The 14,641-nt window shown below is 67.3% G+C and carries 13 protein-coding genes; 7 read left to right on the top strand and 6 right to left on the bottom strand.

The features are described from left to right. Genes ACP159_RS21995 through ACP159_RS21980 form a run of 4 tightly spaced genes read right to left on the bottom strand, consistent with a single transcriptional unit; the run spans window position 1 to window position 3,830 of the window. Window positions 1–249, bottom strand: coding sequence for a hypothetical protein (locus ACP159_RS21995; protein WP_425101876.1), 249 nt, complete (start codon window positions 247–249; stop codon window positions 1–3). Window position 250: 1 nt separating this feature from the next. Further along, a complete protein-coding gene (locus ACP159_RS21990) occupies window positions 251–2,485 on the bottom strand; it encodes a xanthine dehydrogenase family protein molybdopterin-binding subunit (RefSeq protein WP_425101875.1) in 2,235 nt (744 codons plus the stop codon). Then, window positions 2,485–2,967 (bottom strand): (2Fe-2S)-binding protein, encoded by a 483-nt coding sequence (locus ACP159_RS21985; RefSeq protein WP_425101874.1) that lies wholly within the window; start codon window positions 2,965–2,967, stop codon window positions 2,485–2,487. The genes ACP159_RS21990 and ACP159_RS21985 overlap by 1 nt, the downstream gene beginning before the upstream one ends. Continuing rightward, window positions 2,964–3,830, bottom strand: coding sequence for an FAD binding domain-containing protein (locus tag ACP159_RS21980; protein WP_425101873.1), 867 nt, complete (start codon window positions 3,828–3,830; stop codon window positions 2,964–2,966). Before ACP159_RS21980 ends, ACP159_RS21985 begins: the two co-directional genes overlap by 4 nt. Window positions 3,831–4,339: 509 nt before the next feature. Between ACP159_RS21980 and ACP159_RS21975 the strand changes: the two genes are divergently transcribed. The 7 genes from ACP159_RS21975 to ACP159_RS21945 all read left to right on the top strand — a co-directional run bounded on the left by ACP159_RS21975 (window position 4,340) and on the right by ACP159_RS21945 (window position 12,995). Beyond that, window positions 4,340–6,217 carry a multicopper oxidase family protein gene (locus ACP159_RS21975; RefSeq protein ID WP_425101872.1) on the top strand — a complete coding sequence of 626 codons (1,878 nt, stop codon included), beginning with the start codon at window positions 4,340–4,342 and terminating at the stop codon, window positions 6,215–6,217. A gap of 363 nt (window positions 6,218–6,580) precedes the next feature. Continuing rightward, window positions 6,581–8,071: a tyrosinase family protein gene (locus ACP159_RS21970; RefSeq protein ID WP_425101871.1), complete on the top strand. Its 1,491-nt coding sequence runs from the start codon at window positions 6,581–6,583 to the stop codon at window positions 8,069–8,071. Between the two features lie 32 nt (window positions 8,072–8,103). After that, complete coding sequence (locus tag ACP159_RS21965) at window positions 8,104–9,330, top strand: S8 family peptidase (RefSeq protein ID WP_425101870.1); 1,227 nt, start codon at window positions 8,104–8,106, stop codon at window positions 9,328–9,330. A 50-nt stretch (window positions 9,331–9,380) separates the two neighbouring features. Next, on the top strand, window positions 9,381–9,767 hold the full coding sequence (locus ACP159_RS21960) for a hypothetical protein (protein WP_425101869.1): 387 nt from the start codon (window positions 9,381–9,383) through the stop codon (window positions 9,765–9,767). A 179-nt stretch (window positions 9,768–9,946) separates the two neighbouring features. After that, a complete protein-coding gene (locus ACP159_RS21955) occupies window positions 9,947–10,672 on the top strand; it encodes a hydratase (protein ID WP_425101868.1) in 726 nt (241 codons plus the stop codon). Beyond that, entirely contained in the window at window positions 10,669–11,982 is a 1,314-nt protein-coding gene (locus ACP159_RS21950) for an amidase (protein ID WP_425101867.1), read from the top strand. The genes ACP159_RS21955 and ACP159_RS21950 overlap by 4 nt, the downstream gene beginning before the upstream one ends. Before the next feature lie 101 nt (window positions 11,983–12,083). Further along, window positions 12,084–12,995, top strand: coding sequence for an N-carbamoyl-D-amino-acid hydrolase (locus tag ACP159_RS21945; protein ID WP_425101866.1), 912 nt, complete (start codon window positions 12,084–12,086; stop codon window positions 12,993–12,995). On the opposite strand, the gene ACP159_RS21940 is transcribed toward ACP159_RS21945, so the two are convergent. Both ACP159_RS21940 and ACP159_RS21935 read right to left on the bottom strand, forming a co-directional pair. Continuing rightward, window positions 12,992–13,456 (bottom strand): RidA family protein, encoded by a 465-nt coding sequence (locus tag ACP159_RS21940; RefSeq protein WP_425101865.1) that lies wholly within the window; start codon window positions 13,454–13,456, stop codon window positions 12,992–12,994. The genes ACP159_RS21945 and ACP159_RS21940 overlap by 4 nt on opposite strands. Next, a complete protein-coding gene (locus ACP159_RS21935) occupies window positions 13,453–14,637 on the bottom strand; it encodes an amidase (protein WP_425101864.1) in 1,185 nt (394 codons plus the stop codon). The genes ACP159_RS21940 and ACP159_RS21935 overlap by 4 nt, the downstream gene beginning before the upstream one ends. Window positions 14,638–14,641 lie beyond the last annotated feature (4 nt).

Genomic DNA, 14,641 nt, shown 5'->3' with positions numbered 1-14,641 from the left:
TCAGCCGCCCTTGAGCCGCTGCATGAGAAACAGCTCGTTGACCGGCTGGACCGGTTGGTGGCGCGAGGTGGTCATCTCGCCGTCGATGACCACCGAAACGCCCGCGTCCAGCACGGGTTTGACGCCGGGGTGCAGCCCGCAGAGGGCATCCAGCGCCTCGCCCACGGTCGAGGCCTCGACCTCGACCGACTCCGCGCCGTCGGTCAGGCGGCGCAGGCCGGACCAGAGGTGAACCGTGACCTGTGCCATCCTATCCCTTCAGTGCCGCCAGGATCTTCGGCGGGTTCATGGGCAGATGCGTCATCCGGACGCCGACGGCATCATGGATGGCATTGGCGATGGCTGGCAGCGGCGGGGTGATGCCGGTTTCACCGACACCGCGCACGCCGTAGGGGTGGCCGGGGTTCGGGACTTCGACGATGACCGTGTCGATCATCGGCAGGTCCGACGCCACCGGCACGCGGTAGTCGAGGAACACCGAATTGGCGAGCCGGCCCTTGTCGTCGTAGACATATTCCTCGTTCAGCGCCCAGCCGATGCCCTGCGCGGCGCCGCCCTGGTACTGGCCTTCGACGTAAGACGGGTGGATCGCCCGCCCCGCGTCCTGCACCACGAGGTAGCGCAGGATGGTCACCCGGCCGGTCTCCGGATCGACTTCCACGTCTACCACATGCGCGCCGAACGATGCGCCGACGCCGTCCGGCACCGATTCATGGTGGCCCGAAATCGGCCCGCCCGTGGAGCCCATCTTCGCGGCGATTTCCTTGATCGTCATCGGGGGGAACTTGCCCGCGTTCGGCCCGGCGGGCTGCGCCGCGCCATCGGCCCATTCCACCGCCTCCGCGTCGATGCCCCAGTCCGCGGCGGCCCGGCGGCACATTTCCTTGATCGCGCCCTGCGTTGCCTCGACCGCGGCCTTCCCGGTGGCGAAGGTCGCGCGGCTGCCGTGTGTCGGCTCGTTCACACCCAAAGCGCCGGTCTCCACCACGTTGACCCGCACATCCTCATAGGGAATGCCCAGTGTCTCGGCCACCATCAGGCAGATGGACGCGCGGCTGCCGCCGATGTCCGGGGTGCCGACGGAGACCTGCGCGGTGCCGTCCTCGCCGATGGCCATGCTGACCGAGGTCTCGCCATTGTGGTTGAACCAGTAGCCCACGGCAAAGCCGCGGCCCTGGTTCTCGCCCAATTCAGCCTTCAGGTTCGAGTGATCCTTCACCGCCTCCAGCACCTCGGTCAGGCCGATGGAGCCGAATTTCGGCCCGTAGGATGCCTGATCCCCGGTCTTCACGCCGTTTTTCAGGCGCACCTCGATCGGGTCCAGCTTCAGCTCCCTGCACATTTCGTCCACGAGGCTTTCAACCGCAAAAGCGCCCATGGGCGAGCCCGGTGCGCGGTAGGCGGCACATTTCGGGCGGTTGGCCAGAACATCGTATCCAATGTGCTGCACATTCGTGAGCTTGTACCCGGCAAAGGCGCAGTAGAGCGCCATGTCCACCGGCGCACCGGGGAAGGCGCCACCCTGCATGCGGAACACCGCCTTGGCCCCGGTGATGGTGCCATCCTTCTTCATGCCAATCTTGACGTCCATCGACGCCGACGCGGTCGGGCCGGTGGCACGCAGAACCTCGGAACGGGTCATGACGATCTTGACCGGACGGCCGCCCGCCTTCTTCGACAGGGCCAGCGACAACGGCTCCATGAAGATCGTCGTCTTGCCGCCAAAGCCGCCGCCGATCTCCGAAGGGGTCACGCGCAGCTGAGAGGCCTCGATGCCCAGCACGGCGGTGCACATCTTGCGGATGAACCACTGCCCTTGCGTGCAGACCCACATCTCGCCCTTGTTGTCCGCACCCATCTGGCCGACGCAGGCGTGCGGCTCGATGTAGCCCTGGTGGGTGGCCTCGGTCTTGTAGGACTTCTCCATGACCAGATCGGCCTCGGCGAACCCGGCTTCGACATCGCCGCGCCCGAATTCCATGTACTTGACCACGTTGGGGTGCAGCCCCTCCGGCACGGTCGCGTCGGCGGCGCCTTCGCGGATCACCGGAGCGCCATCCGCCATGGCCGCGTCGACGTCGGTGACGTGGGGCAGCACCTCGTACTCCACTTCGACGAGCCGGGCGGCTTCCTCCGCGATCAGCTTCGAGGTGGCGGCGACGGCAGCCACCGCATGGCCGTCATAAAGCGCCTTTTCCCCCGCAATCGTGTTTTCCTGCAGGTTCCAGTCCTCGCCGGACAGCCCCTCGGGGAAGTCGGCGCGGGTGACCACCGCCTTCACCCCCTCCAGCGCCAGCGCCTTCGTGGCGTCGATGCGGACGATCCTCGCATGGGCATGCGGCGAGCGCACGACCGCGCCCCAGAGCATCCCCGGCAGCGAGAAATCCGCGCCATAGCGCGCGCGGCCCGTGACCTTGTCGAGACCATCGGGGCGGTCCGGACGGGTGCCGACCAGTTTGAATGTGTTCAGCTCATCTTTCGCCATCACGCCACCTCCTGACGCAGTTCCGCCGCCGCATCCATGACGGCGCGGATGATCTTGTCATAGCCGGTGCAACGGCACAGGTTGCCTGCCAGCCAATAGCGGGCCTCGTCCTCGGTCGGGTCGGGGTTGACCTCCAGCAGCTTCTTCGCCGCGACGAGGATACCCGGCGTGCAGAAGCCGCATTGCAGCGCCGCATGTTCGATGAACTTGCGCTGCAGCGGGTGCAACGCGTTGCCGTCCGCCATGCCCTCGATGGTCGAAACGGACTTGCCATCGGCCTCGACACCCAGCACGAGGCAGGAACACACCAGCGTTCCGTCGAGCTCGACGCTGCACGCGCCGCAATCGCCGGTGCCGCAGCCTTCCTTGGAGCCGGTCAGGCCCACGTGGTCGCGCAGGCAGTCCAGCAGCGTCTCGCGCGGATCGGCGAGGAATTCGACCGCGTCGCCGTTGATGGTCGTGGATACGTGGATCTTGCTCATGCTTTTTCTCCCTTCGCGCGGGCGTAGGCGATCTTTGCGGCCCGCTTTGCCAACACGCCGGCGATCTCCGTCCGGAACTCGGCGGTGCCGCGCTTGTCGCTGATGGGTTTGGCGGCGGCCTTGGCGGCGGCCTCGATGGCGTTCAGCGCCGCCTCGTCCAGCGTCGTGCCGACGATGGCCTGCGCTGCCTCGGGAACGAAGATCACGGTCGGGGCCACCGCACCCAGCGACACGCGGGCGGCAGAGACCGTCTCGCCATCGAGTGTCAGGCTGACCGCCGCGCCCACCACAGCGATGTCCATCTCGGTGCGGGGGATGAAGCGCAGATAGGCGTCGCCGCCCTTGTCCCCTCGCGGTGGCAACAGGATCGCGCTGATGAGTTCGCCCTTGGCGAGGGTGGTCTTGCCCGGCCCCGCCGGAACCTCCTCGACCGGGACCGTGCGGGTGCCATCCGGGCCGGTGACCTCCACCGTGGCACCGGCAGCCACGAGGCCGGGCACGCTGTCCGCCGCCGGTGAGCCGTTGCACAGGTTGCCTGCCAGCGTCGCGCGGCCCTGGATCTGCGTCGAGCCGACCAGTTCCATGCCCTCGACCACGCCGGGCCAGTCCGCCTTCAGCGCCGCATGCGCCCCGAGGGCAATCCCGGGTACAGCAATGCCGATCCGCCAGCCGCCGTCCTCGGTGCGGGCGATGTCAGAGACGCCCGCGATCTTCTTGAGGTCGATCAGGTCGTCCGGCAGCACCATCCCGGCCCGCATCTGAACCAGCACATCCGTGCCCCCCGCAAGGAACCGCGTGACACCGGAAGCTGCCGCCGCGATCCCCCAGGCATCCTCAAAGCTCGTTGGACTATGATACCGCATGTTGTCTCCTTCGTGTCTTGCCGCTGCGCCGCTGTCCCGGGTGCACTGATCCGGGACCGGCGTCCGGTCACGCGCGGCATGGGATGTCCCCGTCGCGGTCCGGTCGGTCCTCCCGCCATTTGGATCAAAGAAGTCGGCGGAATGGAAGATGCTTTGATGGGAGTTTTTTCGCCCCTCCGCCCGACTCGGCCTGATCCCGCCGCGCCACCGGAAAACATCTGCCCACTGCCGCGGTCGGCAGGATCATCAGTGGTCGTGGCGGATTCAGGGCCGACCGGGACCTTGCAAACTGCAATGAGGGAGCGGTCCGGGCTACGACTCTCCATCAGGGAGATACCTTTTTGAGAGCGCATTTTTTGTAGCTTCATGCTATGGTTGATTCCTATTCTTCCGGAGTCATTATGTTTCATTCACCGGCAATCCCATTGCATTTCCCTCGCCCGTGCAGTCTCGTTGCGGCGTTTCTTCTGGCGCATTTGCCCGTTGTCGCCGGTGCGCAGGACACGCCCGTGGTCGAAAACCCCGCCTATGCCATACTGGCCGGGCGAAACTCGCCAACGGTGCTCAGTTCCGGGGTCCCGGGCGATGTTGCCTGGACCGTCCACGCCCGGATGGTCGACGGTCAGATCCGCAACCCGGAGAGCGGGCGGATGGACAAGGTCCGGCTGCGCGCCTACCAGGGGGACAGCACGCGCGTCGCGGTTCCCTTCGTCGCCCCGACCGTGGAACTGGCACCCGGCAACACCTTCCGGCTGACCATCGTGAACGAGCTGCCTCGGAACGATCCCTCCTGCGCGGAGCTGACGGACAACGTCAATGTTCCGCACTGCTTCAATTCCACGAACATGCACACCCACGGGCTCTGGATCAGTCCAACGGGGAACTCGGACAACGTCCTGCTGAAAATCGTGCCCGGCACGACCTTTACCTACGAGTACAACATCCCCACGGACCACCCCGCCGGAACCTTCTGGTATCATCCGCATCTTCACGGCTCCACCGCGCTCCAGGTCTCCAGCGGCATGGCCGGGGCGATGATCATCAAGGGGAACCGCTTTCCGGACCCCACGAAGAACGGCGATATCGACACGCTGCTGGTCCGGGAAGACGGCTCCGCCTTCCGGGAGCGCGTGGTGCTGCTGCAGCAGATCCAGTACGCCTGCCGGGACAGCAACAACAAGATCAAGAAGACGCCGGCGGGGGCGTGGGTCTGCGATCCCTCGGATGTGGGCACCATCGAAGGGTACGACCAGTTCGGCCCGACAGACTGGACGAAATCCGGCCGGTTCACCACGATCAACGGCCTTGTGGTGCCGACATTCCGGGATGCCGTCGCGGGCGAGCCCGAACGCTGGCGGGTCATCCATGCGGGTGTGCGCGACTCGGTCAACCTGCGGTTCCACAAGGTGCAGCTGCCCGAAGGAACAGACCTGCCGAGGCTGTCGACGCGGGACGAGGCCGGTCAGGCGGACTTCGTCGACGACGTCTGCGCACCGGACCCCATCGACCAATACGCCATGGCCACCGATGGCCTGACCCGTGCGGCGATCCGGACGCAGAGCGCGGCGCGGCTGCATCCCGGGTATCGCGAGGACCTGCTCATGGTCTTCCCGGAGCCGGGCAACTATTGTGTGATCGACGGCGACGCCCCCGGCAACGAGACGGTGAGCGCCGTTCCCAAGAGCCGCAAGCTGCTCGGCTTCGTGGAGGTCGCGGACGGCCCGGCGGCGGGCGGCGATACCCGTGCGACGCTGACCGATGCGCTGGTCAATGCCGCGCAGGCCTACATGCCGACGGACGTTGCGAGCGAGATCGTCGCCGACCTGCGGGACGGGCTGAAACTCACCCGCTTCGTGCCGCACCCGTCCCTGATGGACACCCGGACGGACACCATACGTCGCGTCGGGTTCTTCATCGACACGGCCGCCAGCCCGACCAGTTTCGAGATCGGCAGCTTCGATGATTCCGGAACGCTGATCGACCCGAAACCCTTCGATCCAGACGTGGTCAACCACCTGCTGCCGCTTGGCGCGACCGAGGAATGGCAGATCCGGTCCTTCCTTGCGGGGCACCCGTTCCACATCCACGTGAACCCCTTCCAGATCATCGAGATCCTCGACCCCGACGGCAATGACGTCAGCACCGACGACCCCGGCAACACTTCGATCTATGCCGGACTCAAGGGGACCTGGAAGGATACGATCTTTGCGACCATGACAGCGGGCACACCCTACCGGATCAAGGTCCGCACCCGTTACCAGCGCTACATCGGAAAATACGTCTTGCACTGTCACATTCTCGATCACGAGGACCAGGGGATGATGCAGATCGTCGAAATCGGGCTGCCGGATGGCACGGGAGGAGTCCAGTCAGCGCACCAGCATTGAGAAGAAAATGATTTTATTGGGAGGACCTGGAATTGGCTCAGTCTGTTGTCGGCCTGTGGCGTTCCCGCAAACGTTCGAACGATCCAGATTTGACACAACCGTTGCAGGCCCTTCATTTCGGAAAGGGCGCGCCTGACCTGACCGAACCGGCCCCGGTCGGGATCGGTCGCACGCCTGGCGACCCCGGGTGGTCAAAGGCGCGTGGCCGTGCGGTGAGGCAGCCATGAACCGCGCTTCGCTGGCCTGTTTTGCCCTTCCCCGACGACGCGTGCTTTGCCTGCCATCTGCAGCACGCCAGCACGGACAACGTCTGGGTCCAATTCTATCCCGGCCTGCGCGGCCGACAGTGAAAGGAACGGCATCATGCATCCGATCGAGCATCCAACCTATCTCAAGGACATCCGGTTCCTGTTCGAAGAGCAGGACATGCAATGCATGGAAAGCCGGGGCGTCGACCTGCGCACCTATCAGGGGGTGAAGGACAGCGCGTTGAACATCTATTTCCAGGTCCGCGACGGCAACATGCCGCCGCAACCGTCCCGGCGCTGGCCCGCGGAGCAGGTGGAGACCTTCTACAACTGGATGCGGGACGACTACCCGCGCGGCGTGGCGCCCCAGACGGAAGACAGACTGCTGACCGCCAGCGGCGCCAGCCGCATCCGCCGCAACATCGCGGATTACGAGGAAGGCACCGAGGAGCTTGCCACGCTGCGCAAGGCGTTCGAGGGCATCATGGCGCTGGACACCAGCGATCCGTCCAATCCCATGGGGTACTTCAATCTTGCAGGCATCCACTGGTTCCCGGCGCCGCTGAACTGCCGCCACCACGAGGACGCCTACAACCCGTGGCACCGGGCCTACCTGCAACTGTTCGAGGACGCGCTGCGCTCCATCGAAGGCTGCGAGGAGGTCACCCTGCCGTATTGGGACATCGCCAGCGGTGAATTCCCCGAGGTGCTGACGAAGCCGCCTTTCGACAAATACACCTTCCCCCGCGACCTGCTCGCGCCGGACGGCTCGGTCTTTGCCGCCGCGGGCAGCAGCACCCTGCGCGATGACGGGCCGGACATTCTCGCCGAACTCGTGAACTCGGATGTGCCGGGCGACATCGCCGCGGCACTCGGCGCCGGCCGGTGGGAGGGGTTCAACGGCTGGCCGGTCTACGGCGCGATCATCCGCGCCCATGACAACGGCCACGTGGCCTGCGGCACGACGCTGGCCGAGCAGGAATGGGCGGCCTTCGATCCGCTGTTCTGGTTCTTCCATTGCAACTGGGACCGGCTGTGGTGGCGCTGGCAGCAGGCGCATTCCGGCACCACCGTCGCCGATTTCAAGACGCTGGTGGACGGCAGGGTCGACTGGATCACCGACCCGATCCTCAACGGGCTGAAACCTTTCAGCTACACGGTGCCGAAGACCATCGACATCGTGGCGGAGATGGACGCCGACTACCTGCACCCGCCGGGCGAGACGGTCCCCGCGCCGGTCGTCCCGCTGGTGTTGTCGGAGCGCTCGCACAAGGGCCTGCGCATCGTCGATCCGGACCGCATTCTGGTCTCCATCGACGGCATCAACCGGCTCGACATTCCGGGCAGCTTCCGCATCACGCTCACCGCCGATGGCGAACCCATCGCCACCCGGGCGATGTTCCAGCCAAAGTCGCCGCGCGAATGCGCGACCTGCCGCAAGCAGGGCGTGTTCTCGACCGCCTTCGAAGTCGACCGCCACGCCGTCGAAGGCCGCCAGCTTGCCGCGCGTCTCGATCTTGTCCGCGGCAAGGACGGCATGACGCGGTTCCCGCTGTCGCGGGCGGGCGATCCGAGCCTGTCCGTCCACGTGAAAACGGCGCACTAAACGCACCGCGAGGGAACCGGGGGAGGCGTGCCATGGCCCGATATCTTGCCTTGCCGAGGAACGACATCGTCGTCGCCTCCCTGAGTCTTGCCGATGTCTCGCCGGCGCCGGAGGCGCGGGCGCGGCAGGTGGCCCGGGTCAAATCCGTCCGGCGCAGCATCGGGGTGCAAAACCGGGGCATGGACCCGGTCAGCGCCCTGTCCAGTCTCGACGCGACCCTCGTGGCCCACCCTGAGGAGACCACTTCGGCCACCGGCGTCATGGTCTTCGACATGGAAGACCCGGATGCACTGGACAGCCTGCGGCAATCCTTGCCGGAGTATGACGTGGTCGAGGACCTGCCGCTGTCCATCATCCCGCCTGTGGCCAGCGGTTTGTCGGTCAGTGACGCCAGCGCCGTGGATGCCTGGCATCTCGACGCGGTGGGGTTGACCGCCGCCCGTGACGCCGGGTTCACCGGACGCGGCACGGGTGTCGGGGTCGCGATCCTCGACACGGGCATCAAGGCGGTGCCCGAGATCGACGGGCGGATCACCACGGCGTGGGAGCTCGACCGGACCACCAACACCCCGCGTGCCATCACCACGCGGGACACCGACGGGCACGGAACCCACGTCGCGGGGCTCGTTGCCGGCTCTGCGGTGGGTGTGGCCCCAGGGGCGGACCTGATGAACTACGTCATGCTGCCGCGCGGGCTTGGCAATGTCTCCGACTTCATCTTCGCCCTCGATTTCGTGGTCCAGCAGCCGGAAGTCTCGATCATCAACATGTCGGCGGGTCTGCACGGCTATGACGGCTCGATGAAACCGACGATCGCGCTGGCCCGGCGCATGGGCGTGTTGCCGGTGATCGCTGTCGGCAACGAAGGGCCGAACACCACGCGCAGCCCGGGAAACTACGCCGATGTGCTGGCCGTCGGCGCCTCCACCCGCGATGGCCGGGTCTGGAGTTCGTCCGGCGGCGGCACGCTGATGCCGGACGGGGTCAGCTACTCGGTTCCGCACATCGTGGCACCGGGAAAGGAGGTCTGCTCCTGCGTCATGGGGGGCGGGTACGAGGCGTGGAACGGCTCGTCGATGGCCACGCCGATCGTCTCCGGGATGGCGGCGCTGATCCTCGAGGCGCATCCGCAGATCGCGCTGGCCGACCTGATCGAAGAGCTTGTGCGGGCGGCGCGCAAGCTGCCCTCGGTGCCGGATATCCGTCAAGGCGCGGGGCTGATGCGGATTCCGCCGATTGTCTGGCACCTTGGAACGTGACTAGAATTGAACACGGGTTCGGCGGAACGAACCCCGGGGGTTGGTCGACCATGGATCGCAAGACACGTCAGGAACTTCAGGACGCCCTCAAGGCCCTGCCCGCGGATGCGCCCACCCGGCTGATCCTGCAGGCCGAAACCGGGGCCGCGCCCGCCTCCGATCCGCCGCAGCCGCACCAGTTCGACACGCGGGAGGATTTTCGCCGCGCCCTGATCGACCATGACATGTCTGCCGATGACCCGGGCTTCGACGCCTTGCTCGACCGCCTTCATGCGCTCGGCCTCCGAACCCAGGTCGCCCGGCAGAGCAATACCGTCCTCGTCGAAGGCGACCCGATGCGTCTGCACGGGGCGCTGGAGGTCGACGGGATCGAGGATGCGGCATTCGACAAGGCCCTCGACCTGATCCGGCCGCTCAAACCGAAGGCAGACAAGTGAACGCAGAGCACGTCCCGGCGGGTTCCTGACGCGCCGCGCGCCGTGACCGTTGCGCCCTGCGCAGGCTTCTGGCACACCAAGGATCAAACGGCGCCCGACAGCGCCGCACTCGCAGCCCGGCAGGGCTGACTCCCGCCATCCGAAATCACGTCCCGGGCCCGCCGCTTGAAGGTAAGATCATGACATCCCTCGCCGACACATTGACCAATGCCCTCCTGCAGGCCCGCGACAGCGGCACCCGCGCCGATGTCTCCGCGCTGGTCCTGCCGTCCTACGCCGAGGCCCTCGCCGTGCAGACAAACGTCACCGCACAGCTCGGCCCGGTCGCCGGGTTCAAGGTCGGCCCGCTGTTCCCGGGCGAGCCGATGATTGCACCGATCCCGCAACGGCGCGTCTACGCCTCCGGAGAGGAGGTCCCCGCCCGGGGCAGGCTCGGGATCGAACTGGAAGTCGCCTTCGAATTGATCCGGCCGCGCGCCCCCGGCATGATGGACACCCCGCAGGACTTTTTCCGGCCCCGCGTCGTTCTGGAGCTGGTGGACACACGTTTGGACGGGGACGCGCCCGATCCGCTGTTCAAGCTGATGGACATGCAACTGAACGACGGTTTGGTCGTCGGTCCGGCGCTGGAGGACTGGGACGGCAGCGATTTCGGCACCCTCACCGCCAGCCAGCGCTGCGGCGATCACGTGATCGACGGCGCATTGGACGTTCCCGGCGGCTCGGCCCTCGCCAACCTTGCGTTGTTTGTCGAGCACGTGGGCGATCACTGTGGCGGTCTGCAGCCGGGACAGATCGTCATCACCGGCTCGCTCACCGGCTGCACCTACCACCCCACCGGCACAGACGTCACCGGCACCATCGAGGGGCTGGGCACGATCAGCTGCCGGATCATGGCTGCATGACGGGGCATGCCCTGCCCGATGCCTGCGCCCTGCTGGATGGCTTCCGCTCAGGGAGCACCGATCCGGCCCGGATCATGGCAGACCACCTTGCCGCCATCGAGACGCACAATCCGTCGCTGAACGCCTTCTCCGCCCGCGCGGAGGATGTCCTGTCGCGGGCCGAGGCAGCGCGGGACCGCTGGGCCGCCGGGACCCCGCTCGGGCCGCTCGATGGGTTGCCGGTGATCGTCAAGGACAACCTCGTTGCTGCCGGTCTGCCCACCGCCTGGGGCAACGCTGCCCTGGCCCGGCGGGTGCCGGACCATGACGAAGTCCCGGTGGCGCGGCTGCGGCAGGCCGGGGCGATCGTGCTCGGCAAGGGCAATACGCCGGAATTCGCCGTCGAGGGCTACACCGGCAACGCCACCTTCGGCGTCACGGGCAATCCGTTCGATCCGGCCCTGACCCCGGGCGGGTCCTCCGGCGGGGTGGTCGCCGCAGTGGCCTCCGGCATGGCGGCAGCGGGTCTGGCCACCGATGGCGGCGGCTCGATCCGGCGGCCCTGCGGCTATACCGGCCTTTGGGGACTGAAACCCGGAATCGGCACCGTGGCGCGGGGCGGCGGCCTGCCGCAGGTGCTGCTCGATTTCGAGACGGTCGGCCCCGTTTGCCGCTCCGCCCGCGATCTTGCGCTGCTGCAGTCGGTCCTGTTCCCCCTGCCCGCCGTGGCATCGGGACCGTTGCGTATCCTCGCCGTGGCGCGGCTCCCCGACGCGCCCTGCGATCCCGGAATCCTCGGGTGTTTCTCCGAGACGATGGAGAGACTCCGGTCACTTGGCCACGTGGTCGAAACCGGCGATCTGCCGCTCGATCTCGATCCGTTGAACGAGGTCTGGGGCAGCATCGCGGACATCGGCCTGGCCCACCTCGCCCGCCGCGATCCGGCGGTGATGGAGGCGGCCGCGGACAAGTACAAGGCCATGGCACAGCGCGGCGCGGCACTGACGGCCGTTGACCTCTTCGCGGCCCTGACACGCGTGTACGCCCTGCGCGAGGCGGTGCGCGGGCTCTGGGGCTTCGACGCCGTGCTGATGCCGACCGCCGCGGCGATGCCCTGGCCCGCGGGGGAGGCTTTCCCGGACAGGATCGACGGCCAAACCGTCGGCCCCCGCGGACACGCGGTCTATACCGGCTGGGTCAACGCGGCGGGCCTGCCCGCGCTGGCATTTCCGGCGGGCCGCGTGGCGGGCCTGCCGGTGGGCATGCAATTGATCGCCGGTCCCGGGGCGGAGGCCCGCCTTCTGGATGTCGCGCGGCAGCTGGATGCCTGAAAAGCCGGCAGCACTGCCGGAGGTGCAGACTGGCGCGGCGGGTTGCGGCTGACAATCCCCACAGCCCATGCTGACCTGTCCCGGACACCCGGGAGACCCTCATGACCCAACGCCACTTCATCACCGCCTGTGCCCAGCTGGGCCCAATCGCCCGCGACGAACCGCGCTCCAGCGCCGTTGCCCGCCTGTGCACGATGCTTCGCGAAGCGCATGAGCGGGGGGCGCGGGTGGTGGTCTTCCCCGAACTGGCCCTGACCACCTTCTTCCCGCGCTGGTTCATGACGGACCCCGAAGAGATCGACCGCTGGTTCGAGACGGCCATGCCCAACCCGGAGGTGCAGCCACTGTTCGACCTCTCGGCCCGGCTCGGCGTGGCCTTCCACCTCGGCTATGCGGAGAAAACGCCCGAGGGGCGCTATTTCAATACCGCGATCTTCGTTGAAAACGGCGTGATCCGGGGCAAGTATCGCAAGATCCACCTCCCCGGCCACCGCGAAAACGAGCCTTGGCGGGCCTTCCAGCATCTTGAAAAGCGGTACTTCGAAAAAGGCGACCTCGGCTTTCCCGTGTTCGACGGCGCGGGCGGGCGGCTCGGGATGTGCATCTGCAACGACCGGCGCTGGCCGGAAACCTGGCGGATGCTCGGCCTTGGCGGCGCGGAGATGGTGATGCTTGGCTACAACACGCCGCAGCACTACCCGCCCGCGCCGGAACACGACCACTTGCAGCATTTCCATAATGCGTTGTCGCTGCAGGCCGGGGCCTATCAGAACGGGCTCTGGGTGGTGGCGGCGGCGAAAGCAGGGAGGGAAGAGGGCTGCGACCTGATCGGCGGCAGCTGCATCGTCGCCCCCACCGGCGAGATCGTGGCTCAGGCCGCGACTGTGGCGGACGAGGTCATCACCGCCCGCGTCGATCTCGACCGCTGCGCCGAGATCCGCGCCAATATCTTCAACTTCGCCGCGCACCGCGAGCCGGGCGACTACGGGCTGATCACCGCGCCGAAGCGTTAGCGCAACTCCACCACCGCTTCGACCTCCACCAGCGCATTGGCGGGCAGCGAGGCGACGTTGACGGCTGTGCGGGCATGGCGTCCCGCCTCGCCATAGAGGTCGATGAACAACTTTGAGGCGCCATTGACGATGAACGGTCCCTCGCCATACTCCGCCGTCGCGGCGACATAGCCGTTCAGTTTCATGACACCCGAAACCCGCGACAGCGATCCGGCGACGGTCTTGATGCAATAGAGCAGGTTCAGCGCACACATACGGGCGGCGGCCTGCCCTTCGGTGACGTCGAAACCCGGGGCGATCGGGCCAAAGTACTGCGGCACGCCTTCCCATTCGCAGATCTGCCCGGAGAGGAACAGCAGGTTGCCGCTGATCTTGCCCGGCAGGAACAGCGCCCGCGACGGAGCGGAAGGCGGCAGGGCCAGTCCCATCGCCGCCAGTTTCGCCTCGACAGAGCAGCTCATGCGGGCACCTTGCGGTCCGCCAGTGCCATGGCATGGCGGATCAGGGACAGGTCGGAGCCGCGCGGGCCGATCAGCGAGACGCCGTAGGGCGCACCGTCGACGCGGCCCGCCGGGAAGGTCACCTGCGGCAGGCCCGCCAGACCCGCCACGCAGAGCATCTTCTGCGCTTCGAGCCGGTAGCTGTCAAAGACCTCCACGGGCGCATCCAGCCGGAAGGGCGCATCCGGAACCGTAGGCGCGAGCAAGACGCCCGAAGTGCCGAGGATCTCCGCCGCCCGTGCGCGGAACGCGGCCCTTGCGGCACCGGCCGCGGCGATCTGGGCATCCGTCAACGCCTCCGCCGCATCGGCCCGCCCGTCGATGCCGCGCACCAGCGGCATGCCGGAGGCGCGGATGAACGGCACGATGGCGTCCCGGGCATCGCCGCCCATGGTGGTCAGGAACATCTCGAACGCCGCTTCCCTGCCGCGCGGGTCGGGGTAGATCAGCACCTCCCGCGCCGGTATCCCGTCGAAGGCCGCCGCGCAGACCGCCCGCGCCTCGGGACCGAGTTGCTTGTGCATGTCGGCGGGCCAAAGCCAGTCCGGCTGATCCGGCACAGGCGCGGAGTCCTCGCCGAGCAGCACCGCCATGGCCCGCTGTAGCGTGTCGCCGTCGCGGGCAAAGAGGCCGCAGGTGTCATAGGACGGCGCGAGTGGCTGTACGCCGGTCAGCGGGATCAAACCATGGGTCGGCCGAATGCCCCAGATGCCGCAGAAGCTTGCGGGCGCACGGACCGAACCGCCGGTGTCGCTGCCAACGGCAATGTCACAAAGCCCGCCCGCCACCGCGCAGGCGGACCCGGAGGAGGAACCACCGGGAATGCGGTCCGGCGCGGCCGGGTTCACCGGCGTGCCGAAATGCGCGTTCATGCCGTACATGGACCAGGCGAGCTCGTCCGTATGGGTCTTGCCGACAAAGCGCGCGCCCGCGTCGAGGAGCGCCTGCACCGCCGGGGCGGTCGTGGTCTTCACCTCCGACATGGCCAGCGCCATGGGACAGCCCGAGCCGGTGCGATAGCCCGTCACGTCGTAGATGTCCTTGACCGCGAGGGTCAGCCCGTCCAGCGGCCCGGTGCCATGCGCAACGGCCACCGGCGGATAAGGCATGAAACAGCGGTAAGGATCGGTTTCGAGAAGCATTCAG

The organism is Tropicibacter sp. S64, from assembly GCF_049803835.1.
GTDB lineage: Bacteria > Pseudomonadota > Alphaproteobacteria > Rhodobacterales > Rhodobacteraceae > Pacificoceanicola.
Note: the sequence above shows the minus strand (reverse complement) of the source record. Positions and strands in the feature narration are given on the sequence as shown.

What these genes read in the sequence shown, in the direction of transcription:
- ACP159_RS21940 (WP_425101865.1), bottom strand. Translation starts at nt 13,456, where the DNA reads ATGAGCTGCTCTGTCGAGGCGAAACTGGCGGCGATGGGACTGGCCCTG.
- ACP159_RS21945 (WP_425101866.1), top strand. Translation starts at nt 12,084, where the DNA reads ATGACCCAACGCCACTTCATCACCGCCTGTGCCCAGCTGGGCCCAATC.
- ACP159_RS21970 (WP_425101871.1), top strand. Translation starts at nt 6,581, where the DNA reads ATGCATCCGATCGAGCATCCAACCTATCTCAAGGACATCCGGTTCCTG.
- ACP159_RS21965 (WP_425101870.1), top strand. Translation starts at nt 8,104, where the DNA reads ATGGCCCGATATCTTGCCTTGCCGAGGAACGACATCGTCGTCGCCTCC.
- ACP159_RS21990 (WP_425101875.1), bottom strand. Translation starts at nt 2,485, where the DNA reads ATGGCGAAAGATGAGCTGAACACATTCAAACTGGTCGGCACCCGTCCG.
- ACP159_RS21955 (WP_425101868.1), top strand. Translation starts at nt 9,947, where the DNA reads ATGACATCCCTCGCCGACACATTGACCAATGCCCTCCTGCAGGCCCGC.
- ACP159_RS21935 (WP_425101864.1), bottom strand. Translation starts at nt 14,637, where the DNA reads ATGCTTCTCGAAACCGATCCTTACCGCTGTTTCATGCCTTATCCGCCG.
- ACP159_RS21960 (WP_425101869.1), top strand. Translation starts at nt 9,381, where the DNA reads ATGGATCGCAAGACACGTCAGGAACTTCAGGACGCCCTCAAGGCCCTG.
- ACP159_RS21985 (WP_425101874.1), bottom strand. Translation starts at nt 2,967, where the DNA reads ATGAGCAAGATCCACGTATCCACGACCATCAACGGCGACGCGGTCGAA.
- ACP159_RS21950 (WP_425101867.1), top strand. Translation starts at nt 10,669, where the DNA reads ATGACGGGGCATGCCCTGCCCGATGCCTGCGCCCTGCTGGATGGCTTC.
- ACP159_RS21980 (WP_425101873.1), bottom strand. Translation starts at nt 3,830, where the DNA reads ATGCGGTATCATAGTCCAACGAGCTTTGAGGATGCCTGGGGGATCGCG.
- ACP159_RS21995 (WP_425101876.1), bottom strand. Translation starts at nt 249, where the DNA reads ATGGCACAGGTCACGGTTCACCTCTGGTCCGGCCTGCGCCGCCTGACC.